The sequence below is a fragment of the Pseudogemmobacter humi genome (assembly GCF_900609055.1).
GTDB lineage: Bacteria > Pseudomonadota > Alphaproteobacteria > Rhodobacterales > Rhodobacteraceae > Pseudogemmobacter > Pseudogemmobacter humi.
Window position 1 is genome coordinate 1 of record NZ_UXAW01000036.1, and the last position, 23,120, is coordinate 23,120.

A 23,120-nucleotide genomic window follows, 5' to 3' on the forward strand; every position below is an offset into this window, starting at 1 on the left:
CACCCGATACGACCGGTGCCCGGAAACCTTCTTCTCAGCCATCATGCTCGCCGCAACGGTCTTCTTCTGGCTATGATCCAGAACGAGTCCTGAGCCTAGATACCCTCTTCGGCAACCTCCAGCCTCTGTAGCCATACCCGCAAGCCAGCTTCGATCCTTGCTTCGATATCAGCCGAGCGGAGATCATGCCGCAGCGCCAGCTGTCCGACCAGTTCCGTGAGCCGCGGGTTTGCAGGGCCATAGATTGCCCAGTCATCAAGCGCCTGACGGTCCGGATGGCTGGCCATGGCCCTATCTCCCTTGCGATACCCCGGATGCGACAAGGCTCGGGTTATCTTGCGCGACAAGGGCGATACCGCACCACCCCTGCCACCAGCTACACCTCCAGCACAAACGCCGGATCGAACCCCGCCTCTTCGCCCGGGTAGCCGCGCTGATTGGTGACGAAGCGGATCGGCCCGTGATCGCCCTGGCCGGTCCAGGCGTCGCCCTCGTGGCTGTGCCCCCAGATCCAGCTGTGTATGTCGTGGGCCTTGGTCTCGTCCCACAGGTTGTTGGCGAACCCGGCGCTGAGCGCGCGATCCTGGTCGCGGCCGATCTCGCGGGCGGGGTGAATGAGCTGCCGCACCGGCAGGTGGTGCGTCATGACGACGGTGGGGCCGGGATGTGGTTGCGCCAGGGCATCGAACACCGCAGCCTTCTGTTCCGCATGCAGCACCAGCATGTCGGCCTTGGTGAAAAGCCGGCCGGGTGCGGTGCGAATGGCATGGTAGTCGTTGAGCAAGCGCGGGACGACAGTCCGCGCCAGAGCTTCCAGCCCGGGATAGAGCTTGAAGTCGGTCCACAGCGTCGCGCCGACGATCCGCACCCCGGCGATCTGGGTCGAGGCCCCGTGCAGAACACGGATGTCGAGCCCTTCGGCATGCAGGGTGGCAATCTGCCGCGCTTCCTCGGCGAGAAGCTCCGACCAGATCGAGCCATAGGCCTCATGGTTGCCCCAGATGACCACAACCGGACAGCCGTACTTGCGCGCCGCCGCAGCCGGGATGTCCAGGTGACGACCGCGCGTGTGCGTGTCGCCTGCGATCAGAACCCCATCCACCGGCGCGGACAGATCCGGCAGGTCAAAGCCGTCCCAGAATTCATCGTGAAGATCGCTCCAGACCAGAAACCGCGCCATACCGCCCGTTCACACAGAAAGTCCCGGGGCGATACCGTAGTCCGCCAGCGCGGACAGCACCACATCGACCCGGGTGATCCCCAATTCCTCGGCCTTGCGCATGATCTCGACCTGCACGCTCATCGGGACATGCAGTTCCATCACCGACTCGAAGTCGCTGTCCGGATTTGCCCGCAGGAACTCCAGCCAAGTGGTCATGCTCTGGATCCGATCCGCCACCGCGCTCATAGCTTGATGTCCGAGGCCTGGGGCACGGTGTTCAGCTTCTCGTCGATTTGGCGCTTAAAGCTGTCTGTCTGCACCTGTGCCTGCAAGGCACAGATATTGTCGTGGTCGATGCCCATGACGACTTCCTTTCAATGTTACGGGCGGACTACGCCGTCGGCGCGCTTCGGGGGCAGCGGCGATATGGTCTATCGTGGCCAAGAAACATTCGTTCAGTCAGGATCGGCTGTAGCGTCCGGGCGATCAGTAGCCACATGGCGATGTCGCGAGGCAGAGCCTCGAACCCTTGGGATTTGCGCTCCCCGACGCTAGGGCAGATCGAGGTGGGCTTCGGGGCGCCGACCGATTTTTGCTTTGCGGTCCTCATCTATACCAACCTTCCGGCATGCGGGGGATCACGTAGCGCAAGAACAGACCGACACCACCTGAGAACAGCATGAAAGGCGAAAGGAGCAGAAAGCCGATCAGCCCGTCGAACCAGGTTGTCGAGTAGTCTGACGCCACCCATGTGCCAAAGACCATGCCTGCAACGATAAAAAATGCCGCCATTCCCAGCATGAAGGTCGACGCCCGCCGCCAGCTCTCGACCGAACGGCCCCACACGCCCCGGACCGCCCCGCAGGCAGGGCAGATAGAAGCCTCGGCGTGGATTTCTGTCATGCAATGCGGACATTGCGATGGCATGGCGGCCTCCTCGATGCCGAATGTATCTTAAAACAGGTAGAGTTAAAAGCGTCGGTGCACAATAGCATTGTGCATGAAGGCCACCCCCAGAAGCCCCCTGCGAGACATCGTGGCGCGGAACATGCGCAGGCTTCGGGCTGAGCGCGGCTGGTCGCAGGAGCATCTGGCGCACGAGTGTGGGTTAAACCGGACCTATCTCAGCGCAGTCGAAAGGTCGGAACAGAACATTTCCATCGACAACCTCTATCGGGTCGCGCAAGGGCTGGGTGTCGAGGGCTGGATGTTGCTCAAGGGGGACTGATCCCGGATGTCACGGGATGCTGCCGCCTCCGTTGAATCTTGTGGCGGCGACTGTTCGATCATCATGGCTTTAGGGTGCCGATCTTCTGCTGGCCCGACCAGTTCCCCATGCTCGTCCAAGATCACGAACACGGCTTTGGACGGGTCGAGGAATCTTCGCTGTTCGATTTTATCAAGTAGCCGCAGGGCAAGCGAGGGCGGCATATAGGCTTCAAACCGTAAGCGACCGCTTGTCCCCAGCAATCATGCCGACGAAGCGCGGCGCTGCGTCCGAGCAGTCGCTTTCGGTGACACCACATAGAAAGGGAAAATCCGAGCGGCGAGCACTGATCGCCTCATCGATCTGACCGGTTAAGGCGCTGATCAGCCTTCAAGTCTGGGAGTTCCGCACCAAGGCGATCCGTCCAGAAAACTCAGCCAGAAGAGCTCACGCCCCCGCCCGAGGAGCCGCCTTTTGGAACAAAAGGCAAGACTTTGTGAAACTTCACAGCGGGAAATTGGTCGGAGCGAGAGGATTCGAACCTCCGACCCCCTGCTCCCGAAGCAGGTGCGCTACCAGGCTGCGCTACGCTCCGACCGTGGGCGCGGGATTAGACGGTTGCCGCAGAAGATGCAAGGGGGAACGCAAGCGCGCGGGAGAAAGCTCTCCCGCGCGCGGCGAAATCAGAGGCTTGCGTCCAGGGCGGCGAGGATGGCGTCGCCCATCTGGCCGGTCGTGACCGGGGTGCCGCCCTCGGGGCCCATCAGATCGGCGGTGCGCACGCCGTCGGCCAGCACCTTCTCGACCGCTTTCTCGACACGTGTCGCCTCGTCGCCGAGGTCGAAGGAATAGCGCAGCGCCATCGCGAACGACAGGATGCAGGCGATCGGGTTGGCCTTGCCTTGCCCGGCGATGTCGGGGGCCGAGCCGTGAACGGGCTCATAGAGTGCCTTCGGACGGCCGTTCGCCATCGGCGCGCCGAGCGAGGCCGAGGGCAGCATGCCGAGCGAGCCGGTCAGCATCGCCGCCGCATCCGACAGCAGGTCGCCGAACAGGTTGTCGGTCACGATCACATCGAACTGTTTCGGCCAGCGGCAAAGCTGCATCGCGCCGGCGTCGGCATACATATGCGACAGCTGAACATCCGGGTAATCGCGGTCGTGAACTTCCTGCACCACCTCGCGCCAGAGGATGCCGGATTCCATCACATTGGCCTTCTCCATCGAGCAGACCTTGTTCGAGCGGCGCCGCGCCAGTTCAAACGCCGATTTCGCCACGCGGGCGATCTCGGATTCGGTGTAACGCTGGGTGTTGATGCCGACGCGCTCGTTGCCCTCTTTGAAGATGCCACGCGGCTCGCCGAAATAGACGCCGCTGGTCAGCTCACGCACGATCACGATATCCAGCCCGGCCACCACCTCGCGCTTGAGCGAGGAGAAATCCGCCAGCGCGTCGAAGCACTGCGCCGGGCGCAGGTTCGAGAACAGGTCCATCTCCTTGCGCAGGCGCAGCAGGCCGCGCTCGGGCTTCACGCTGAAATCCAGCTTGTCGTATTTCGGGCCGCCGACCGCGCCGAGCAGAACGGCGTCCACCGCCTGCGCCTTCGCCATGGTGGCGTCGGTCAGCGGTGTGCCGTGGGCGTCATAAGCGCAGCCGCCGACCAGATCCTCGGAGACATCGAAGGCAATGCCGCGCTTGTCGCCCATCCAGGCGATGACTTTCCTGACCTCGGCCATGACTTCGGGGCCGATGCCGTCGCCGGCGAGGATCAGAATGGAGGGGTTGGCCATCGGGGCGCTCCGTTTCAGGGGGATCGCGCGCGGGCTAGCCCAAGGCCGCCCCGCGGTCAAGCGGCGGACCTATTCCGCCGCCAGTTTCCCGGCCTGAACCGGAATGTAATTGAGGACCGGCGCCAGCCAGCGCTCGGCCTCTTCCACCGGCATCGCCTTGCGCTGCGCGTAATCCTCGACCTGATCGCGCTCGACCCGGGCCACGCCGAAATAATAGCTGGCGGGATGGCCGATATAGATGCCCGAGACCGAAGAGCCCGGCCACATCGCCATGCTTTCCGTCAGTTGCACCCCGGCGGCTTTTTCGGCGTCGAGCAAGCGGAAGAGGGTGATCTTCTCGGTATGGTCGGGCTGGGCCGGATAGCCCGGGGCCGGGCGGATGCCGGAGTAGGGCTCGCCGATCAGTTCCTGCGGGGTGAAAGTCTCATCCGGCGCATAGCCCCAGAACTCGCGGCGCACCCGCATATGCAGCATCTCGGCCATGGCCTCGGCGTAGCGGTCGGCAAGCGCCTTCACCATGATCGCGCCGTAATCATCGTTCGCGCGCTCAAAACGGGCGGCGATCTCGCTTTCCTCGGGCCCGGCGGTGACGACGAAACCGCCGACATAATCCGGAATGCCCTCGGGCGCGACGAAATCCGACAGCGCCACGTTCGGGCGGCCGTCGCGCTTGGTGGTCTGCTGGCGGAGCGTGTGCAGCATGGCCAGCGACTCAGCGCGATTTTCGCCGGTATAGAGACGGATATCGTCACCCACCGCATTGGCCGGCCAGAAGCCGAGCACGGCGCGCGGGCGGAACCAGTTCTCGGAGATGATGCGCGAGAGCATCTCCTGCGCGTCGGCGTAAAGCTGGCGCGCGGCCTCGCCCTGCTTTTCGTCCTCCAGGATGCGGGGGTAGACGCCTTTCAACTCCCAGGTCTGGAAGAAGGGGGTCCAGTCGATGAAACCGGCGATTTCCGCCAGATCCCAGTCCCCGATCACCTTGGCGCCGGTGAACCGCGGGGCGGGGACGCTGTAGCCCGCCCAGTCGATCTTCATCGCATTGGCGCGGGCGGCGGCCAGCGGCAGCCGCTTTTTCGCCAGTTCGGCGCGTTCGTGACGCTCGGACACTTCGACATATTCGGCGCGGATGCCGTCGATGTAGCCGTCTTTCTGCGTCGGGCTGAGCAACTGGCTGACCACGCCCACCGCGCGGCTGGCGTCCAGCACATAGACCGCCTGGCCGCGCAGATAGCGCGGCGCGATCTTCACCGCGGTATGCACTTTCGAGGTGGTCGCCCCGCCGATCAGGAGCGGAATGTCGAACCCCTCGCGCTCCATCTCGGACGCCAGATGGACCATCTCGTCGAGGCTGGGCGTGATCAGACCGGAGAGGCCGATCACATCCACCTGCTCTTCGCGCGCGACATCAAGGATCTTCTGCGGCGGCACCATGACACCCAGGTCGATGATCTCGTAATTGTTGCAAGCCAGCACGACGCCGACGATGTTCTTGCCGATGTCGTGCACGTCGCCCTTCACCGTGGCCATCAGCACCTTGCCCGCGGTTTCGCGACCAGTGCCGCCGCCAGCGGCCTTTTCGGCCTCCATATGCGGCAGCAGCACCGCGACCGCCTGTTTCATCACCCGCGCCGATTTCACCACCTGCGGCAGGAACATCTTGCCGGCGCCGAACAGGTCGCCAACCACGTTCATCCCGGCCATCAGCGGGCCCTCGATCACATGCAGCGGGCGTTCCGCGGCCAGCCGCGCGGCCTCGGTATCCTCCTCGATGAATTCGGTGATGCCGTTCACCAGCGCATGTTCGAGCCGCTTTTCCACCGGCCAGTCGCGCCAGGCAAGGTCACGGACCTTTTCCTCTTTCGGCCCGCCGCGGAACTTTTCGGCAATCTCCAGCATCCGCTCGGTCGCGTCGGGGCGGCGGTTGAGGACCACATCCTCGCAGCGCTCGCGCAGGTCCGGGTCGATCTGGTCATAGACCACAAGCTGCCCGGCGTTGACGATGCCCATATCCATCCCGGCCTGGATGGCATGGTAGAGAAAGACCGCGTGCATCGCCTCGCGCACCGGCTCGTTGCCGCGGAAGGAAAACGACAGGTTCGAGACCCCGCCCGAGATATGGCAATGCGGCAGGTTCTGGCGGATCCAGCGGGTGGCCTCGATGAAATCGACGCCGTAGTTGTTGTGTTCCTCGATCCCCGTCGCCACCGCGAAGATGTTCGGATCGAAAATGATGTCCTCGGGCGGGAAACCGATTTCCTCGGTCAGGATGCGGTAGGCGCGGGAGCAGATCCCGGTCTTGCGCTGAAAGGTGTCGGCCTGGCCGGTCTCGTCGAAGGCCATGACCACGACGGCCGCACCATAGGCGAGGCAGAGGCCGGCATGGTGGCGGAACTGCTCCTCGCCTTCCTTCAGGCTGATCGAGTTGACGATCGGTTTGCCCTGGACGCATTGCAGCCCGGCCTCGATCACCTCCCATTTGGAACTGTCGATCATCACCGGCACCCGGGCGATGTCGGGCTCGGAAGCGACCAGGTTCAGGAACTCGACCATAGCGGCTTTCGAGTCGATCAGCCCCTCGTCCATGTTGATGTCGATGACCTGGGCGCCGTTTTCCACCTGGTCGCGCGCCACGTCCAGCGCGGCGGCATAGTCGCGGTTGGTGATCAGCTTGCGGAATTTCGCGCTGCCGGTGACGTTGGTCCGCTCGCCCACGTTGACGAAGGGAATGTCGGGGGTCAGTACAAAGGGCTCCAGCCCAGAAAGGCGCAGGTATCGGCTCATTTCCGAACCTCGCGCGGCTTGTGACGGGTGACGGATTCAGCGATGGCGCGGATATGGTCGGGCGTGGTGCCGCAGCAGCCGCCGACCACATTGACCAGCCCGTCGCGGGCGAAATCCTCCACCTGACGGGCGGTGTCCTCCGGCCCTTCGTCATACTGGCCGAAAGCGTTCGGCAGGCCCGCGTTCGGATAGGCGCAGGTGAAGGTCTCGGCCACAGCGGAAAGTTCGGCGATATGCGGGCGCATCGCGCTGGCGCCGAGCGCGCAGTTCAATCCGACGGTGAAGGGGCGGCAATGGCGCACCGAATGCCAGAAGGCAGTCGGCGTCTGACCCGAGAGCGTGCGGCCCGAGGCGTCGGTGATCGTGCCCGAGATCATGACCGGCAGGCGCTGGCCGCGTTCGGCGAAGGCTTCAAAACAGGCGAAGATTGCCGCCTTGGCGTTCAGCGTGTCGAAAATCGTCTCGATCAGGATGATGTCGGCGCCGCCCTCGATCAGCCCGCGCACCTGCTGACCATAGGCGCGGCGCAGATCCTCAAAGCTGACGGCACGGTAGCCGGGATTGTTCACATCCGGGCTGAGGCTGGCTGTGCGGTTGGTCGGCCCCACCGCGCCCGCCACATAGCGCGGCCTGCCGTCGATCGCGGTTGCCCGGTCCAGCGCGCGGCGCACGATCCGCGCGCCCTCGGCGTTCAGATCATGAACCGCCGCCTCCAGCCCGTAATCGGCCTGAGCGATGGTGGTGGCCGAAAAGGTGTTGGTCTCGACGATATCCGCCCCGGCCATCGCATAGTTGAAATGGATGTCTTCGATGGCCTGGGGCTGGGTCAGGATCAGAAGATCGTTGTTGCCCTTTTGCGGATGATCGGAGTGGTGACGGCAGACATGGCCGGAGCCCTGGCCCCGGTAATCCTCCTCGCCAAGGCCAAGCTGCTGAATTTGCGTACCCATCGCGCCGTCGAGGATCAGGATTCGCTCTCGCGCAGCCTGTTCAAGTCGGGCGAGGGCCGGTGAGGCCGGGAGAGTGAAAATCTGCATGGTTCCGCCGAAGTCTGAATGCGCGGACCCTATGGCGGATTTTACCTGGTGTGAAATTCATAATTCTGGAGAGGATTATGAATTTTATAGAATATCATTGGATCACGAATTCCGCGTGCAGCGCCCCGGCGGCGTGGATGCTTTTCAGGATGTCGATCATGTCATGCGGCTGCACGCCAAGCGCGTTCAGCCCCGCCACCACCTCGGACAGATTTGTGCCGCCCGCCACCTCGGCAAGGCCACTGCCTTCGGTCGCGATCTCGGCCGAGCTGCGCGGCACGACGACGGTTTCGCCCTCGGAAAACGGGTTGGGCTGCACCACGACGGGACGCTCCTCGACCCTGAGCGTCAGATTGCCCTGGGCCACCGCCACGCGGCTGATGCGGACATCGGCGCCGATCACGATGGTGCCCGAACGCTGATCCACCACCACCCGGGCGCGGGTTTCCGGATCGACCCGCAGGGATTCGATCCTGGCGATAGCATGGGCGGGAGAGCCGCCGCCGATCCGGCTCAGGTCCAGCGCGATTGTGCCACCGTCCAGCATCGCGGCCGACCTTCCGCCGAATTCCCGGTTGATCGCCTGTTCGATCCGCGCCGCCGTGGTGAAATCCGCCGTTTTCAACGCCAGCCGCAGCACCGACACCTGGGTGAAATCAAAGGTGACCTCACGCTCTACCCGCGCGCCCGAGGGAATGGTGCCCGCTGTCGGCACGCCCTGGACCACCCGTGCGGCCTTGCCCTCGGCCGAGATGCCGCCAGCGATGATCGTTCCCTGCGCAACCGCATAGATCTGCCCGTCGGCGCCGTTCAGGGGCGTCATCACCAGCGTGCCGCCGAGCAAGCTTTTGGCATCGCCGATGGCCGAGACGGTGACATCGATCCGCGCGCCCGCACGGGCGAAGGGAGGCAGCGTCGCAGTGACGAAAACCGCGGCCACGTTTTTCGGCCTGTAATCCTCGCCCGCGACGTTGACACCCAGCCGTTCCAGCAGGTTGGCCATGATCTCTTCGGTGAAAGGCGAATTGCGAATCCCGTCGCCGGTGCCGTTCAGCCCCACCACAAGGCCATAGCCGACCAGGTCATTGCCACGCACGCCGTCGATTTCGACAAGATCCTTGATGCGCACCGGCTCGGCCCCGACCGGAGGACCGGCAAGCCAGAGGAAGGCCAGCGCCAGAAAAAGGCGGATCACCGCAGATACTCCGTCAGGCTGAGGCGCGAGAGCCGTGCGGTTATGGTGTAGAAAGCATCCAGCCGGCTTTCCAGATCCTCAAGCCGCACGGTGGCCTCGTAGGGATCGGCCTCGATCAGCGCGGTTCGCGCAAGCGTAAGCGCAGACTTCTCAGCCGAATTACGGGCCTGGGCGCGGGAAAGCTGCTCTTCGGTGGTGCCGATGCGGCCGGCAAGAACCGCCCGCGCATCCGAGGACGACTGAAGATCGACCCCCGCGCCCAAGGCAAAGGCCGCCCGTGCCGCGTGATCGCCTGCAAGCAACCCGCGGTCGAGCAGCGCCACTTTGGCAAAACCGGCGAGGGTTTCCCGGATCGCGGGATCAAGCGCGGTGAAGGGCAGGGATGCCGTCTCGCCTGCCGCGACCGCGATCCCCCCCACGGGCGCACCGCCCGTATAAAGCGCCTCATAGCCGGCGCCAGCGAACCAGGAATCGACGGCCGCGGAAATATCTTCGGGCGTCGCTACTCCGGCGATTGCGGTTTCCAGCGCGCCGAGAATGCTTTGCGCATCGGGCAGCGGTGCAACGGCGGAATTTACCCCGCCGAAGACCGGACGTTCAGAAACCCGGGTGTTGAGCGCCGCGATGACGGTCTCGAAATCCCGCATCCCGCTGGATGTCACCGCAGCCAGTTGCGGGGCGCTGAGACCGCTGGCCGTGCTCAGAAGATTGCTCCCAAGCTGCTCTGCCGCCTGCGAGATCATCGCCAGTGCGCTTTGCATCGCGCTGGCGGTCAGCGTCAGTTCGCTGGTCGCGGCCGTATAGCCGGAGATCCGGGCCAGCGCATGATCGGTCGCGGCCAGCCGGCCGAAATCGCCCCGCAGCGTGGCGCCGGTATCGGCCTGTTTGCCGGTAGCCATCTCCTGCGTGGTCGCCTGAAGTTTCGCCCGCAGATCGGCGCCCTGACGCACCAGCGCCGGGGTCAGGAACGGGTTCGAGCTGATACGGTCCATCTTACAATCCCAGCAATGTCCTGATCATTTCATCCACGGCCTGAATGACTTTCGCATTGGCCGCAAAATTCTTCTCGATTACCAGAAGCGCCTGCATTTCCTCATCGATATTCACGCCCGCAGCGGATTCCAGATCGCCGAGCGCGGCATAACGGGCTGAGGTGAACGACTGTTCTGTATCCGCAGAAATCCGGTGCGAGGACACACGCGAAAGGATATCCGCAGCCAGCCCGGGCAGAGTGCGGCTGCCCGGCATCAGTGCCGAGCCGGTGGAGCGCGACTGGTTCAGCGCGCCGGACAATGCGGTCAGAAGCGTATTGTTGCCCGCAGGACCTGGCCCCGTCGCACCGATGCCGTCGCGCAGCCTGGAGAGGTCGCCCCCCTGCAACGGGTCGGGTGCAGCATTCAGCCGGATGCGCGAGGCAAGGCCGGTTTCCAGCGCCGGATCGAAGGCAAGCCCGCCATCGGTAAACAGGCCGGGTTCGCCGGTCGCAAGGCTCGGGTCCACAGCCGGATCACCGAACCGCTCGATCAGATCGCGCGCCATGGTGTCGAGCAGCGCCTGGCCCTCGACCGCCAGCCCGTCGCGCACCGCAAAAAGCGCACCAAGCTCGCCACCCTGGATCAGACTGGCCGGACCCGTGGTCGCCATCGGCTTGCCGTTGATCGTCAGTCCGTAGAGACCGCCGCTGCCGATGGTCATTTCCGGCACGATAGTATGCACCGCGGTGAAGCCGATCTCGACCGCCGAACTGTCCAGCAAAACCGCGCCGCCCGTAGTGACCAGCGCGATCTGATTGCCCTCGCGCGGGATTTCCTTCAGCGGAACGATCGCGGCGATACCGTCGATGATCTGCTGACGCTGGTCCATCAGCGCCGCCGTTTCACGCCCCGAGAAACTGTAGGAAGCGATGACGGAATTCAGCTCCTGCACCTGTTTCAGCCCGGTGTTCAGCCTTTCGACCGCGCTTGCGATGTTCTGATCGGCCCGCAGTCGCTCGGCCTGGATCGCATCGCTGGCAAAGTTCAGCCCCTCGGCCAAAGCCCGCGCGGCGGTGACCGCCGCACTCAGCCGCGCCTCGGATTCCGGGCGGCTGGCGGCTTCGAGCAGGGCCTGGTCCAGCGCGTGAACGCGCGAGACCAGCGAGCCCGCAGCCTCGGTGTCGCCAAGGATATTTTCCAGCCGGGACAAAAAACCCGCCCGGACCGCACTGTCGCCGGCCGCGGCCTGGGCGCTTCGGCGGTCGTTGATCAGATAAAGGTCGCTGTGGCGCGTGATGCCCACCACCCGGACGCCCTGGCCCTGGCCGCCCAGGCTGAGCGCAGAGAGCGAAACCGAGCGTCTGGCATAGCCCGGGGTGGTGGCATTGGCCACGTTTGACGAGATCGCCTCGGCCTGCCGCGAGGTCGCGGAAATGCCGGTCAGCGCGCTGTTGAGGGCCGAGGTGATGCTCATGGCGGTTTACCGTTTGATGTTGGTGGTTTCCTGAAGCATCTCGTCCACGGTCTGGATGACCTTGGCGTTCGAGGAATAGGCCCGCTGGGTCTGGATCAGCGAGGTCAGTTCCGCCGCCACATCGGTGGTGGAGCCTTCGCGCGCATAGCCCTCGATCGAGCCGGTCGGCCCGTCGCCCGCATCCCAGAGGAAGAACGAGCCCGACTGCGGCGAGACCTGGTAGGTCTGGTTGTGCAGCGAGACGAGGCCGTTCGGGTTGGGCACATCCACCAGCGGGATCTGATACAGCACACGGGTGAAACCGGTGTCGTAGGTGGCGGTGATATAGCCGTTGGCGTTCACCTCGACCGTGGTCAGATTGCCCACCGGCGAGCCGTCTTTGGTGATCTGCACCGGAGCGAATTCGTCCGACAACTGGGTCAGCCCGTTGGGATCGCCGACCCGGCCGATCGCCACGTTCATCGGCCCGCCCGCGACCATCAGCGGCAGAGTGCCGGTGGCGGAATCATAGGCGGGCCAGGGCGGGGTGGCGCTCGCGGCGGTTACCGTCGCCAGCGTTCCGCCCGCCGCGCGGGAATCGTCAAAGGTCAGGACATATTCGCCGATCACCGCATTGTTGCTGGCCGAATCGCGGATCACCATCGTCCAGGTGTTGGAATTGGGCGAGCCCGCGGCCGGGACCGTGGGCGTGAAGCTGAAATCGAGCGATTCCGAGGTGCCGAGATTGCCGAAATACTCCACCGCATAGGGCAGGGCATCGCCGCCCGCACTGGGCTCGGTCGCGGTGGCGGGCAGGTTCACGCCCAGAGTCATCTGCGTGGTCGGATCGCCCGAGGTCTGGTTGGCATTGATCACCACCGGAACGAGGCCGGTGATCGTGTCGCGCGGAAAGACCGGAATCGTGCCGTCCGATGTGGCCGGCCAGCCCATCAGCACAAGGCCGGAATCGGTTTTCAGCACCCCGTTCGCATCGGTGCGGAACGAGCCGGTCGTGGTCATCAGAAGGGCACGATCACCGGCGCCGGCGCCAAGCATGACCTCGGGCAGCACCGGCAGCATGCCGCGCCCCGATACCGCAAGATCGAGCGGATGCGAGGTGCCGACAAGGCCGCCCCGCTCTTCGATCAGGCGGACGGTCGAGGCCCGCACGCCGCCCGCGGAATAGACGCCCGAGCCGCGCGAATTGGTGATGACCATGCTGGAAAATTCCGCATGAGCCCGTTTGTAACCATAAGTGCCTGAGTTCGCGATATTGTCCGAGATGGTGGCCAGCCGGGTGGCATTGGCGTTCAGCCCGGCCACACCCGCGGCAAGCGCAGAGGAAATCGTCATCAATCGCACCTTTCTGCTGCATGACTTTGATGCAGACTGAAGGCAGGATCCTAAATTTCCGCTAATTCCTCAGATTTTTCTCATCACCTGTCGCGGCGCAAAAGCACGATCTCGATCCGGTTGTTGCGCTTTGCCGCCGGATCGGCCACGGCGGGCTTGCGGTCGGCAAAACCGCCGATCCGCTGAAACCGCGGCGCCTGGATACCAGCCTCTTCCAGCAGTTGCCGCATGGCGCGGGCGCGGTCCGACGAAAGCTCCCACGACGGATTATCGGCCAGGGTCACCGGGTAAGTCTGGACAAAACCGTTCACGGCGATCTTGTTGGTGGCCAGATTCAGCGCCTCGGCCAGCACCGATGCCAGTGCAAGAGTGGCCGGCGTCGGATCGGCGCTCTGGCCCTGGAACAACACCGCATCGTCAAGATCGAACAATTCGATCACCAGACCCTCGTCGGTGACGCGGGTCACGACATGGCGCAGAAGCTGCTCCATCGTCCGGCTTTCTCCGCCCTGGGCGAACAGCTCTTTCTCGACGGTTTTCAGAATCTCGGCCTCGGCGCTGGCCTCACCGGAGCCGCCGCGACTATCCGAGATTCCGCCGGTTCCGTTCTGCGCGCTCTGTTCCTCGGTGAACATGGATTCCCCCCCCAGCGAATCCTCTCCCCCGCCCGAGACCCGGTTGATCGGGATCGTCGGATTGAAATAATCCGACAACCCTTTGCGCTGCTTTTCCGTCGTCGCATTCAGCAGCCACATCAACAGAAAGAACGCCATCATGGCGGTCACGAAATCGGCATAAGCCACTTTCCAGGCGCCGCCGTGATGACCGCCGCCCGAGACCTTTTTCTTCCGTTTGATGATGACCGGCTGAGCATTGCCTTGCCCGGCCATTTCAACACCCCTTTCACTCACCCGGAGCCAGTCTGGCAGGGCGCGGTGAACAGCCGCTTAAAGGCTTGGGTTTTAAGGAAAAGGCGCGAAACCGCCGTAATTCGCGGCGCTCAGACCCGTTTCAGCCAGATCGCGCCGGGGCCCAGCTTTTCCACAAAAGCGGCATGGGCGGCGGCCTCGGCGTCAGAGAGACGCAACGGCAGCGGCGCCGGGCGCGGGCGGGGACGCCAGTCCTGTTCCGCACCCTGCGCGGCGCCACGGCCGCCGCCGGAGGGCGCCAGCACCAGATCAGGCTGACGGCCGCCGATCAGCTCCAGATAGACCTCGGCGAGGATTTCGCTGTCGAGCAGCGCGCCGTGTTTCTCGCGCCGGGAATTGTCCACCCCGAAACGGCGGCAAAGCGCATCGAGCGAAGCGGGCGAGCCCGGAAAACGCTGCCGCGCGATGGCCAGGGTATCAATGGCCCGCTCCCAGGGGATGACCCCAAGACCCATCCGCTTCAGCTCGAAATTCAGGAATTTCATATCGAAGGCGGCGTTGTGAATCACCAGTTTCGCATCGCCGACGAAATCGACGAAATCCTGGCCGATGCGCGCGAAAACCGGCTTGTCGCGCAGGAAATCATCGCCGAGGCCGTGGACCTCGAAAGCCTCCTGCGGCATCGCCCGTTCGGGGTTGATATACTGGTGATATGTGCGCCCGGTGGGCAGGTGGTTGAACAGCTCGACCCCGCCGATCTCGACGATCCGGTCGCCGGTTTCGGGATCGAAGCCGGTGGTCTCGGTATCCAGAACGATCTCACGCATGCGCTGCCCCCCGCTCCGCCCTGATATGGGCGATCAGCGCCTGAACATAAGCGCGGGTGCTCTCAATGGACAGGGTTTCCACGATATGATCGGCGCGGGCGCGTTTCTCTCGGTCGGGCATCTGACGCGACAGAATCAGCGCAAGCTGCGTCTCGGTCATGCCGGGGCGGGCGAGGACGCGGGCGCGCTGGATCCCGGGCGGCGCGGTCACCAGCAGGGTGGCGTCGCATTCGGCCTCGGTCCCTTTCTCGAACAAGAGCGGGATATCGAGGACCAGGATGTCGGAGCTGGCCGAGGCCAGAAAGGCCGCCCGATCCTTTGCCACCAGCGGATGGACAAGGGATTCCAGCACCCCCAGCCGGGACGGATCGATGGCCAGCGCGGCCTTGAGTGCTTCACGTGAAACACTGCCATCCGCAACGGCAGCCGGGAAATGCGGCGCCAGCAGATCCGCCGCCGCGCCGCCGGGGGCATAAAGCCGGTGCACAGCCGCATCGGCATCCCAGACCGGGATCCCCTCAGCCACGAACAGCGCGGCGGTGGTCGATTTTCCCATCCCGACCGAGCCGGTAAGCCCAAGACGAAACGCCGTCATGCGGAGAGCACCGCCTGACGGGTTTCCTCATCCACCACCGGACGTTTGCCGAACCAGCGCTCGAACCCCGGCACCGCCTGGTGCAGCAGCATCCCGAGCCCGTCGACCACGGTGCAGCCGCGATCCTCGGCCTCGATCAGAAGCTGGGTCTTGAGCGGCGCATAGACGATATCGGTCACGAGGCAGCGCTGATCCAGGCGGTCAAGGTTGATCACCAGATCCGGCTTGCCGGTCATGCCGAGCGAGGTCGTGTTCACCAGCGTCGCGCAGCCTTCGATCATCTGGCCGACATGGGTCCAGTCGTGCACCACCACCTTGGCGCCGAAATCCGAGCGCATCCCTTCGGCCCGCGGGCGGGTGCGGTTGACGATGCGGATCTCGGGCGCGCCGACCTCGACCAGCGCGGCGACAACCGCACGCGCCGCACCGCCGGCGCCCAGCACCGCGGCGGGCCCGGCGGTCGGATCCCAATGCGGCGCGTTCTGGCGCAGATTGGCGATGAAGCCCGAACCGTCGGTGTTGTCGGCATGGATCTTGCCGTCCTTGCGGAAGATCAGCGTGTTCGCCGCCCCGATCAGCGCGGCGCGGTCGGTGATGATATCGGCAATCGACAGGATCGCCTCTTTATGCGGCAGGGTGATGTTCACCCCGACAAATCCCATCTGGGGCAGAGTGCGCAGCACGTGCTCCAGATCCTGCGGCGCCACATCCATCGGAATATAATGCCCCGGCAGGCCATAGCGTTTCAGCCAGTATCCATGCAGCGCCGGGCTTCGGCTGTGGGCGATCGGATGGCCAATCACCCCGGCAAGCGGAATTTTCGCAAGTTCGGTCATGCCGGGATGATCCCCCGAAGCGAGAGCCAGGACAAGAGCGGCAAAAGCGGCATGCCGAGAATTGTGAAATGGTCGCCCTGAAGCGCGGAAAACAGCCGGACGCCCTCTTCCTCCAGCCGGTATCCGCCGACCGAATGGCGGATCTTTTCCCAGTTTCGCGGGATATAGCTGTCGAGATAAGCCTCCGAGAAGTCGCGCATCGTCAGCCGCGCCTCGGAGACATGACGCCAGACCGGCTTGCCCTCTTCATAAACCACCGCGGCCGACAAGAGCCGGTGTGTCTTGCCCCGCAGGGCCAGCAGATTTTCCCGCGCCTCCTCCGGGGTTTCGGGCTTGGCGAAGATCCTGCGGTTCAACTCCAGGATCTGATCGCAGCCGATCACCAGCGCATCAGGGCGCTTCTCCGCGATCTTGCGCGCTTTCACCTCGGCCAGGGTATCGGCCATGTCGCGGGGCGAGGCGCCTTCGGCCTCCAGCGCGCGGCGAATCGATTCCTCATCAACCCGCGCGGGCAGGGACTCAAAGCTCAGACCGGCGGCCTCCAGCATGGCGATCCGCGTCGCCGAGGTCGAAGCGAGCACAAGGGGCGGCAAAAGGCGGGCAGCTTTCTCGGGGGTCATTCTGTGGAAAATCCGGTTTCGTTCCTGCGGTTCCGGTCAGGATGAACCGGGGCAGAATGGGGAAGAACATCTGAACCGGCGCCTGGCGCGAAAGCCGCTCCGATCTTATCCCAAGGACCATGACATTTTCCACGGCTTTGGGACAGAGCAGGTTATCATCCCCCTGTCCAAAACAATCCCGATCAAAGTTGCCCATAATAATGCTTTGATTTACAATGATTATTATCCGTTTTCAGATTTTCTTCTCTCTTTACCCACAGCCTTTCCACAACCGGCTGACCCCGGGAAAACCCATGGGGAAAAGCCGAAATCCCGATATCCCCTGCCCCAACATCATCATCATCTTTTCTCTTTCTTTATGAATATAAGATGAAGGCTGACCCGTTTTCCGCCTGACCCCCGGCGGCGTTGACTTTGAGATGCAAAGCCCCTATCTGCCTTGCCAGCAAAGCCGTCCGGCCGATGCGCCTCCCGATTTCAAGCCAGATCCGGCCCGCGTGAGTGTCACGCGCCGTCCGCAGGTATTCTCCATGACCGAACGTCTGAATCTCTCCGATCTCAAAGCCAAGACCCCGGCCGATCTTCTGGCCATGGCCGAGGAATGGGAGATCGAGAACGCCCCTTCGATGCGCAAGGGCGAGATGATGTTCCAGATCCTCAAGGAACATGCCGAAGAGGGCTACGAGATCGGCGGCGATGGCGTGCTCGAAGTGCTCCAGGACGGTTTCGGCTTCCTGCGCAGCCCCGAGGCGAACTATCTGCCAGGCCCCGACGATATCTATGTCTCGCCCGAGATGATCCGGCAGTTCAGCCTGCGCACCGGCGATTCCATCGAGGGCGTGATCAAGGCTCCGCTGGAAACCGAGCGCTATTTCAGCCTGGTGAAAGCGACGAAGATCAATTTCGACGATCCCGAACGCGCCAAGCACAAGGTGCATTTCGACAACCTGACGCCGCTTTACCCTGATGAGCGGCTGAAGATGGAGATCGAGGATCCGACGATCCGCGATCGCTCGGCCCGGATCATCGATTTGGTGGCGCCGATCGGCAAAGGCCAGCGCGCGCTGATCGTGGCGCCGCCGCGTACCGGTAAAACGGTGCTGCTTCAGAACATCGCCCGTTCGGTCGCGGCGAACCACCCGGAATGCTATCTGATCGTTCTGCTGATCGACGAGCGGCCCGAGGAAGTCACCGACATGCAGCGCAGCGTGAAGGGCGAGGTCGTGTCCTCGACCTTCGACGAACCGGCGACCCGGCACGTCGCGGTGGCAGAGATGGTGATCGAAAAGGCCAAGCGGCTGGTTGAACACAAGCGCGACGTGGTGATCCTGCTTGATTCGATCACCCGTCTCGGCCGGGCCTTCAACACCGTGGTGCCGTCCTCGGGCAAGGTGCTGACCGGCGGCGTCGATGCCAACGCGCTGCAACGCCCGAAACGGTTCTTTGGGGCTGCGCGGAACATCGAAGAGGGCGGCTCGCTGACCATCATCGCCACCGCGCTGATCGACACCGGCTCGCGGATGGATGAGGTGATCTTCGAGGAGTTCAAGGGCACCGGCAACTCCGAGATCGTGCTCGACCGCAAGGTCGCCGACAAGCGGGTGTTCCCGGCGATGGACATCCTCAAATCCGGCACGAGGAAAGAGGATCTTCTGGTCGAGAAATCCGACCTGTCGAAGACCTATGTTCTGCGTCGGATCCTGAACCCGATGGGCACCACCGATGCAATCGAGTTCCTGCTTGGCAAGCTGAAGCAGACCAAGACCAATGCGGAATTCTTCGATTCCATGAACACCTGAGTCTTGCGCCAGCGGGGTTGCGATGGCGGATACGATCTATGCCAGCGCGACGGCCCGCGGCAGAGCGGGCGTCGCGATCATCAGAATTTCCGGCCCGGCGGCGCATGAGATCTGCGCCGCCTTTTGCGGTTCGGTGCCGCGCGTGCGGCAGGCGGCTTTGCGCAATATCTCGTGGCAGGGCGAGGTATTGGATCAATCTTTGGTGCTTGTTTTCGAGGAAGGCGCTAGTTTCACCGGCGAGAAGGTTGTGGAGTTCCAGCTTCACGGAGGTATTGCCGTCGTTTCGGCAGTGCTGCGGGCTATCGGAGAAACCGGCCTCGCGCGGCTGGCCGAACCTGGCGAATTCACGCGCCGCGCGCTGGAAAACGGCATGCTGGATCTGACCCAGGTCGAAGGTCTCGCGGATCTGATCGATGCCGAAACCGAGGCGCAGCGCAAACAGGCATTGCGGACGCTTTCAGGTGAGATCGGCAAGCGGGTGGAGATCTGGCGCGGTCGTCTGATCCGTGCCGCCGCGCTGATCGAGGCCACCATCGACTTTGCCGATGAGGATGTGCCGGTCGATGTCACGCCCGAAGTTCGTGCGATCCTGTTGGAATTGCTGGCAGAACTGGAACGGGAAGCCGCCGCGGTGAATGCGGCGGAGCGTATCCGCGAAGGGTTTGAGGTGGCAATCGTCGGCGCACCGAATGCCGGGAAATCCACACTGCTGAACCGTCTGGCCGGGCGTGAAGCGGCCATCACCTCGGAAATTGCCGGGACCACGCGCGATGTGATCGAGGTGCGGATGGACCTCGACGGGCTGGCCGTGACCCTGTTGGACACTGCCGGGCTGCGCGAAAGCCAGGATCTGGTGGAGCAGGAGGGCATCCGCCGCGCCGTGCAACGCGCGCAAATGGCGGATCTGCGGATTTTTCTTGGTGAACCAGAGGGTTATCTGGCTCCGTCGGAAGGTGACCTTCTGGTTTCGCCCAAGGCTGACCTTTCGGCTCAAGGTGATGGTCTGGCGGTTTCAGGCCGCACCGGGCAGGGGGTAGATGTGCTTTTGCGCGAGATTTCGCACCGCCTCTCGGAAAAAGTTGCCGGAGCTGGTATTCTGGTGCGGGAACGCCATCGTCTTGCGCTTGAACAGGGTGTCGCTGCGATTCGCCGGGTTCTTGGGATGATGAATGCTGATTTCCTGCCGGAAATCGTTGCCGAAGAACTCCGCGAGGCGATTCGGGCGCTGGATGTGCTGGTGGGCAGGGTGGATGTGGACGAATTGCTGGGGGAAATCTTCGCCAGCTTCTGTATCGGGAAGTGAGGATGTTTCACGTGAAACATTTCGATGTGATTGTGGTGGGCGGTGGCCATGCCGGGGCAGAGGCCGCAGCAGCCTCGGCCCGGATGGGCGCGATGACGGCGCTGGTCACCATGCGGGCCGCGACGATTGGTATCATGTCCTGCAATCCGGCGATAGGTGGTCTAGGCAAGGGTCATCTGGTGCGCGAAGTTGATGCGATGGATGGGATCATGGGCCGCGCCGGGGATATGGCGGGGATCCAGTATCGTCTGCTGAACCGGCGCAAGGGGCCGGCGGTGCAGGGGCCGCGCACTCAGGCGGACCGTCGACTTTATCGCGATGCGGTGCAGGGATTGCTTGCGGCCGAGCCCCAGCTCACGATCCTGGAAGGAGAGGCGGCGGCTTTGCTCCTCGACAGCGGTCGTATCGCGGGCATCGCACTGGCCGACGGGTCAGAGATCCACGCGCAGGCGGTGGTTCTGACCACCGGAACCTTTCTGAACGGGCTTATCCATGTCGGCGATAAGAGCCTCCCGGGTGGCCGGGTTGGCGACAATGCCTCGGTGCGGCTGGCACAGCAGATCCGCGATCTCGGGCTGACCACCGGACGGCTGAAAACCGGCACGCCACCGCGGCTTGATGGACGGACCATCGACTGGAACCGGCTGGAGATGCAGCCGGCGGACGAAGATCCTGTGGTTCTGTCCTTCCTTCACCACAAGCCCCTGGTGCGGCAGATTTCCTGTGGGATCACCCATACCTCGGCCGCGACGCATGAGATCATCCGCGACAACCTGTCACGCAGCGCGATGTATGGCGGGCATATCGACGGCGTAGGGCCGCGCTATTGCCCCTCCATCGAGGATAAGGTGGTCCGGTTCGCCGACAAGGACAGCCATCAGGTCTTCCTTGAGCCCGAAGGGCTGGACGATCCCACTGTCTATCCGAACGGCATATCGACCTCGCTACCCGCCGAGGTGCAGGAAGCCTACGTCCGCACCATTGCCGGACTTGAGCAGGCGGTGATCACCCAGCCCGGATATGCCATAGAATATGATTACCTCGACCCGCGGGGCCTGCGCGCGACGCTGGAAAGCCGGGCGGTCCAGGGTCTGTATCTTGCGGGTCAGATCAACGGCACCACAGGATATGAGGAGGCTGCCGCTCAGGGCATGGTCGCCGGGCTGAATGCCGCGGCGACCATGCGTGACGCGGATCCCGTCAGTTTCTCGCGCAGCGACAGCTATATCGGGGTGATGATCGACGATCTGATCACCCGCGGGGTGACCGAGCCCTACCGGATGTTCACCTCGCGCGCGGAATACCGGCTCTCGCTAAGGGCCGATAACGCCGACCAGCGGCTGACGCCAAAGGGCATTGCCCTCGGTTGTGTGCGTGAAGAGCGGATCCGCGCGTTCGGCGAGAAGACAAAGGCGCTGGAAAGCGTTACCAGCCTGTTGAAATCGCAGAAGTTCACTCCAAAGGAGCTGGCGCAGGCCGGAATCCTGGTCAGCCAGGATGGGGCGCGCCGCTCGGCCTGGGATCTGCTGGCGATGCCGGATTACGATCCGGCGGTGATTGATTCGCTCGTGCCGGCGCTGGTGGATCATCCGGACACCGTGCGCCGTCAGGCCGAAATAGAGGCACTTTATGCGCAATATGCCGATCGTCAGGCCGCCGATGCCGAGGATCTGCGCAAGCACGAGGCGATGCTGATTCCGGCCGATTTCGATTACGCCGCGCTGTCTGGTCTGTCGGCCGAACTGTCCGGCAAGCTCAGCCGGGTCCGGCCCGAGAATATCCAGCGCGCGCGGCAGATCGAGGGGATGACTCCGGCCGCAGTGATGCTGCTGATCGCGGCTTTGCGCAAACCGCAATCGCGTAAACTGGCGGGCTGAGCGGTGGATCAGGCGCTTTGGACGGAACTGCGCGCGAGCGGGGCCGCGCTGGAAAAGCTGCGTCTTTTCGCGGCTTTGGCCGAGAAATGGACCCGGAGCATCAACCTGATCTCGCGCGCGACGGTGGCGGATCTCTGGTCGCGACATATCGAGGATTCTGCGCGGATTCTGACGCTGGCTCCTCCCGCGCCCGCGATCTGGGCCGATTTTGGTGCGGGTGGCGGATTTCCCGGCCTTGTCGTTGCGGTGTTGCTTCAGGATCGCGGGCTTCGGACCCGGATTGTTCTGGTGGAATCGGATCAGCGCAAGGCGACGTTTTTGCGCGAGGCGGCGCGACAGCTTGGCCTTCCGACCGTAATCTGCGCCGAACGCGCCGAGGCGATTACGCCGCTTGGGGCAGATGTAGTGTCGGCCCGGGCATTAGCCCCCCTAAATATGCTTTGCGAGATTATGGAACGCCATGGAACGCCCGACGGCATGGCGTTGTTTCCCAAGGGCGAAACCTGGCAGGAAGAAGTGGATGTGGCGCGGAAAAACTGGTTCTTCGATCTGGAGGCGGCGTGCGATCCGGGCCATAAAGGGTCAGCCATCCTGAAACTGAGGAATCTGCGCCGTGCCAGCCGCGATGCCCTTGCCTGATGTTCCGCCGTTGCCCGCCCATGTGATCGCCATCGCGAATCAGAAAGGCGGTGTGGGCAAGACCACGACCGCCATCAACCTTGCGGCCGCGCTGGCCGAGCGGAACTTACGGGTTTTGCTGGTGGATCTGGATCCGCAGGGCAATGCCTCGACCGGGCTCGGGGTGGCGACGGGTGACCGCAAGCTGACGACCTATGATCTGATCCTGTCCGAGACGCATCCGGAGACGATCATCCGCAAGACCTCGGTGCCCAATCTCTGGATCAGCCCGGCGAATTCGGATCTGGCCTCGGCCGATATCGACCTGGTGTCGAATGAGAAGCGCAGTTTTCTGCTGCATGACGCGCTGCGCCACCCCGAAATCGACGCCATGGCCTTCGATGTGGTGCTGATCGACTGCCCGCCTTCGCTCTCGCTGCTGACGGTGAACGCGCTGGTGGCGGCGCATGCGGTCCTGGTGCCGCTTCAGGCCGAGTTTTTTGCGCTGGAAGGGCTGTCGCAACTGCTGTTGACGGTGCGGGATGTGCGGCGCTCGGCCAATCCGAACCTGCGGATCGAGGGTGTGTTGCTGACGATGTATGACGGGCGCAACAATCTGGCGCAGCAGGTCGAGACCGATGCGCGGGAAAACCTTGGCGATATGGTGTTTCGCACCATCATTCCGCGCAATGTGCGGCTGTCCGAGGCGCCCTCGCATGCGATGCCGGTGACGGAATACGATTCGACCTCGCGCGGGGCCGAGGCCTATCGTGCGCTGGCGGAAGAAATTGCCGCGAAACTGCGGCGTTCGTAACGAAAAC

The 23,120-nt window shown here is 63.7% G+C and carries 22 protein-coding genes and 1 tRNA gene; 6 read left to right on the plus strand and 17 right to left on the minus strand.

Annotated elements, in window-relative coordinates; all coding sequences use genetic code 11:
- Positions 1 to 95: 95 nt before the first annotated feature.
- From XINFAN_RS03295 to XINFAN_RS03315, 4 genes are all read right to left on the minus strand, one after another.
- Entirely contained in the window at positions 96 to 287 is a 192-nt protein-coding gene (locus XINFAN_RS03295; RefSeq protein WP_124085076.1) for a hypothetical protein, read from the minus strand.
- An 89-nt stretch (positions 288 to 376) separates the two neighbouring features.
- Positions 377 to 1,180: a metallophosphoesterase gene (locus XINFAN_RS03300; RefSeq protein WP_124085077.1), complete on the minus strand. Its 804-nt coding sequence runs from the start codon at positions 1,178 to 1,180 to the stop codon at positions 377 to 379.
- A gap of 9 nt (positions 1,181 to 1,189) precedes the next feature.
- The gene (locus XINFAN_RS03305; RefSeq protein WP_124085078.1) at positions 1,190 to 1,378 is read right to left on the minus strand and encodes a hypothetical protein; all 189 of its coding nucleotides are present in this window, start codon (positions 1,376 to 1,378) and stop codon (positions 1,190 to 1,192) included.
- 390 nt (positions 1,379 to 1,768) lie between these two features.
- Positions 1,769 to 2,089 (minus strand): zinc ribbon domain-containing protein, encoded by a 321-nt coding sequence (locus tag XINFAN_RS03315; protein ID WP_124085080.1) that lies wholly within the window; start codon positions 2,087 to 2,089, stop codon positions 1,769 to 1,771.
- Positions 2,090 to 2,162: 73 nt separating this feature from the next.
- Between XINFAN_RS03315 and XINFAN_RS03320 the strand changes: the two genes are divergently transcribed.
- The gene (locus XINFAN_RS03320) at positions 2,163 to 2,390 is read left to right on the plus strand and encodes a helix-turn-helix domain-containing protein (protein ID WP_124085081.1); all 228 of its coding nucleotides are present in this window, start codon (positions 2,163 to 2,165) and stop codon (positions 2,388 to 2,390) included.
- Positions 2,391 to 2,887: 497 nt separating this feature from the next.
- On the opposite strand, the gene XINFAN_RS03330 is transcribed toward XINFAN_RS03320, so the two are convergent.
- From XINFAN_RS03330 to XINFAN_RS03390, 13 genes are all read right to left on the minus strand, one after another.
- Positions 2,888 to 2,964 (minus strand) — tRNA-Pro (locus XINFAN_RS03330).
- An 88-nt stretch (positions 2,965 to 3,052) separates the two neighbouring features.
- Positions 3,053 to 4,159: a 3-isopropylmalate dehydrogenase gene (leuB, locus tag XINFAN_RS03335; RefSeq protein ID WP_124085083.1), complete on the minus strand. Its 1,107-nt coding sequence runs from the start codon at positions 4,157 to 4,159 to the stop codon at positions 3,053 to 3,055.
- A 69-nt stretch (positions 4,160 to 4,228) separates the two neighbouring features.
- Complete coding sequence (gene metH / locus XINFAN_RS03340; protein WP_124085084.1) at positions 4,229 to 6,943, minus strand: methionine synthase; 2,715 nt, start codon at positions 6,941 to 6,943, stop codon at positions 4,229 to 4,231.
- Positions 6,940 to 7,980 (minus strand): homocysteine S-methyltransferase family protein, encoded by a 1,041-nt coding sequence (locus tag XINFAN_RS03345; RefSeq protein WP_124085085.1) that lies wholly within the window; start codon positions 7,978 to 7,980, stop codon positions 6,940 to 6,942. Before XINFAN_RS03345 ends, metH begins: the two co-directional genes overlap by 4 nt.
- 94 nt (positions 7,981 to 8,074) lie before the next feature.
- Complete coding sequence (locus tag XINFAN_RS03350) at positions 8,075 to 9,172, minus strand: flagellar basal body P-ring protein FlgI (protein ID WP_435530842.1); 1,098 nt, start codon at positions 9,170 to 9,172, stop codon at positions 8,075 to 8,077.
- On the minus strand, positions 9,172 to 10,167 hold the full coding sequence (locus tag XINFAN_RS03355) for a flagellin family protein (RefSeq protein ID WP_124085087.1): 996 nt from the start codon (positions 10,165 to 10,167) through the stop codon (positions 9,172 to 9,174). Before XINFAN_RS03355 ends, XINFAN_RS03350 begins: the two co-directional genes overlap by 1 nt.
- A 1-nt stretch (position 10,168) precedes the next feature.
- Positions 10,169 to 11,623, minus strand: coding sequence for a flagellar hook-associated protein FlgK (gene flgK, locus XINFAN_RS03360; protein ID WP_124085088.1), 1,455 nt, complete (start codon positions 11,621 to 11,623; stop codon positions 10,169 to 10,171).
- Between the two features lie 6 nt (positions 11,624 to 11,629).
- Positions 11,630 to 12,955 carry a flagellar hook protein FlgE gene (locus XINFAN_RS03365; RefSeq protein ID WP_124085089.1) on the minus strand — a complete coding sequence of 442 codons (1,326 nt, stop codon included), beginning with the start codon at positions 12,953 to 12,955 and terminating at the stop codon, positions 11,630 to 11,632.
- 83 nt (positions 12,956 to 13,038) lie between these two features.
- Positions 13,039 to 13,845 carry a flagellar motor protein MotB gene (locus XINFAN_RS03370; RefSeq protein ID WP_124085090.1) on the minus strand — a complete coding sequence of 269 codons (807 nt, stop codon included), beginning with the start codon at positions 13,843 to 13,845 and terminating at the stop codon, positions 13,039 to 13,041.
- 110 nt (positions 13,846 to 13,955) lie between these two features.
- The gene (gene dnaQ / locus XINFAN_RS03375) at positions 13,956 to 14,651 is read right to left on the minus strand and encodes a DNA polymerase III subunit epsilon (protein WP_124085091.1); all 696 of its coding nucleotides are present in this window, start codon (positions 14,649 to 14,651) and stop codon (positions 13,956 to 13,958) included.
- A complete protein-coding gene (coaE, locus tag XINFAN_RS03380; RefSeq protein ID WP_124085092.1) occupies positions 14,644 to 15,246 on the minus strand; it encodes a dephospho-CoA kinase in 603 nt (200 codons plus the stop codon). The genes dnaQ and coaE overlap by 8 nt, the downstream gene beginning before the upstream one ends.
- Positions 15,243 to 16,082, minus strand: coding sequence for a shikimate dehydrogenase (locus XINFAN_RS03385; RefSeq protein WP_124085093.1), 840 nt, complete (start codon positions 16,080 to 16,082; stop codon positions 15,243 to 15,245). Before XINFAN_RS03385 ends, coaE begins: the two co-directional genes overlap by 4 nt.
- Positions 16,079 to 16,702 carry a Maf family protein gene (locus XINFAN_RS03390; protein ID WP_124085094.1) on the minus strand — a complete coding sequence of 208 codons (624 nt, stop codon included), beginning with the start codon at positions 16,700 to 16,702 and terminating at the stop codon, positions 16,079 to 16,081. Before XINFAN_RS03390 ends, XINFAN_RS03385 begins: the two co-directional genes overlap by 4 nt.
- A gap of 530 nt (positions 16,703 to 17,232) precedes the next feature.
- Between XINFAN_RS03390 and rho the strand changes: the two genes are divergently transcribed.
- From rho to XINFAN_RS03415, 5 genes are read left to right on the plus strand one after another with little or no spacing between them, the layout of a single operon-like run.
- Positions 17,233 to 18,501, plus strand: a complete 1,269-nt coding sequence (rho, locus tag XINFAN_RS03395; protein WP_124085095.1) for a transcription termination factor Rho — start codon at positions 17,233 to 17,235, stop codon at positions 18,499 to 18,501.
- A 22-nt stretch (positions 18,502 to 18,523) separates the two neighbouring features.
- Positions 18,524 to 19,804 (plus strand): tRNA uridine-5-carboxymethylaminomethyl(34) synthesis GTPase MnmE, encoded by a 1,281-nt coding sequence (gene mnmE / locus XINFAN_RS03400; protein ID WP_124085096.1) that lies wholly within the window; start codon positions 18,524 to 18,526, stop codon positions 19,802 to 19,804.
- An 11-nt stretch (positions 19,805 to 19,815) separates the two neighbouring features.
- A complete protein-coding gene (gene mnmG / locus XINFAN_RS03405) occupies positions 19,816 to 21,681 on the plus strand; it encodes a tRNA uridine-5-carboxymethylaminomethyl(34) synthesis enzyme MnmG (protein WP_199286351.1) in 1,866 nt (621 codons plus the stop codon).
- Positions 21,682 to 21,684: 3 nt separating this feature from the next.
- Positions 21,685 to 22,320, plus strand: a complete 636-nt coding sequence (locus XINFAN_RS03410; RefSeq protein ID WP_124085098.1) for a 16S rRNA (guanine(527)-N(7))-methyltransferase RsmG — start codon at positions 21,685 to 21,687, stop codon at positions 22,318 to 22,320.
- Positions 22,307 to 23,113 (plus strand): ParA family protein, encoded by an 807-nt coding sequence (locus tag XINFAN_RS03415; protein ID WP_124085116.1) that lies wholly within the window; start codon positions 22,307 to 22,309, stop codon positions 23,111 to 23,113. The genes XINFAN_RS03410 and XINFAN_RS03415 overlap by 14 nt, the downstream gene beginning before the upstream one ends.
- Positions 23,114 to 23,120 lie beyond the last annotated feature (7 nt).

Coding starts and splice junctions, on each gene's coding strand:
- XINFAN_RS03295 (WP_124085076.1), bottom strand. CDS start 287: ATGGCCAGCCATCCGGACCGTCAGGCGCTTGATGACTGGGCAATCTAT.
- XINFAN_RS03300 (WP_124085077.1), bottom strand. CDS start 1,180: ATGGCGCGGTTTCTGGTCTGGAGCGATCTTCACGATGAATTCTGGGAC.
- XINFAN_RS03305 (WP_124085078.1), bottom strand. CDS start 1,378: ATGACCACTTGGCTGGAGTTCCTGCGGGCAAATCCGGACAGCGACTTC.
- XINFAN_RS03315 (WP_124085080.1), bottom strand. CDS start 2,089: ATGCCATCGCAATGTCCGCATTGCATGACAGAAATCCACGCCGAGGCT.
- XINFAN_RS03320 (WP_124085081.1), top strand. CDS start 2,163: ATGAAGGCCACCCCCAGAAGCCCCCTGCGAGACATCGTGGCGCGGAAC.
- leuB (WP_124085083.1), bottom strand. CDS start 4,159: ATGGCCAACCCCTCCATTCTGATCCTCGCCGGCGACGGCATCGGCCCC.
- metH (WP_124085084.1), bottom strand. CDS start 6,943: ATGAGCCGATACCTGCGCCTTTCTGGGCTGGAGCCCTTTGTACTGACC.
- XINFAN_RS03345 (WP_124085085.1), bottom strand. CDS start 7,980: ATGCAGATTTTCACTCTCCCGGCCTCACCGGCCCTCGCCCGACTTGAA.
- XINFAN_RS03355 (WP_124085087.1), bottom strand. CDS start 10,167: ATGGACCGTATCAGCTCGAACCCGTTCCTGACCCCGGCGCTGGTGCGT.
- flgK (WP_124085088.1), bottom strand. CDS start 11,623: ATGAGCATCACCTCGGCCCTCAACAGCGCGCTGACCGGCATTTCCGCG.
- XINFAN_RS03365 (WP_124085089.1), bottom strand. CDS start 12,955: ATGACGATTTCCTCTGCGCTTGCCGCGGGTGTGGCCGGGCTGAACGCC.
- XINFAN_RS03370 (WP_124085090.1), bottom strand. CDS start 13,845: ATGGCCGGGCAAGGCAATGCTCAGCCGGTCATCATCAAACGGAAGAAA.
- dnaQ (WP_124085091.1), bottom strand. CDS start 14,651: ATGCGTGAGATCGTTCTGGATACCGAGACCACCGGCTTCGATCCCGAA.
- coaE (WP_124085092.1), bottom strand. CDS start 15,246: ATGACGGCGTTTCGTCTTGGGCTTACCGGCTCGGTCGGGATGGGAAAA.
- XINFAN_RS03385 (WP_124085093.1), bottom strand. CDS start 16,082: ATGACCGAACTTGCGAAAATTCCGCTTGCCGGGGTGATTGGCCATCCG.
- XINFAN_RS03390 (WP_124085094.1), bottom strand. CDS start 16,702: ATGACCCCCGAGAAAGCTGCCCGCCTTTTGCCGCCCCTTGTGCTCGCT.
- rho (WP_124085095.1), top strand. CDS start 17,233: ATGACCGAACGTCTGAATCTCTCCGATCTCAAAGCCAAGACCCCGGCC.
- mnmE (WP_124085096.1), top strand. CDS start 18,524: ATGGCGGATACGATCTATGCCAGCGCGACGGCCCGCGGCAGAGCGGGC.
- XINFAN_RS03415 (WP_124085116.1), top strand. CDS start 22,307: ATGCCCTTGCCTGATGTTCCGCCGTTGCCCGCCCATGTGATCGCCATC.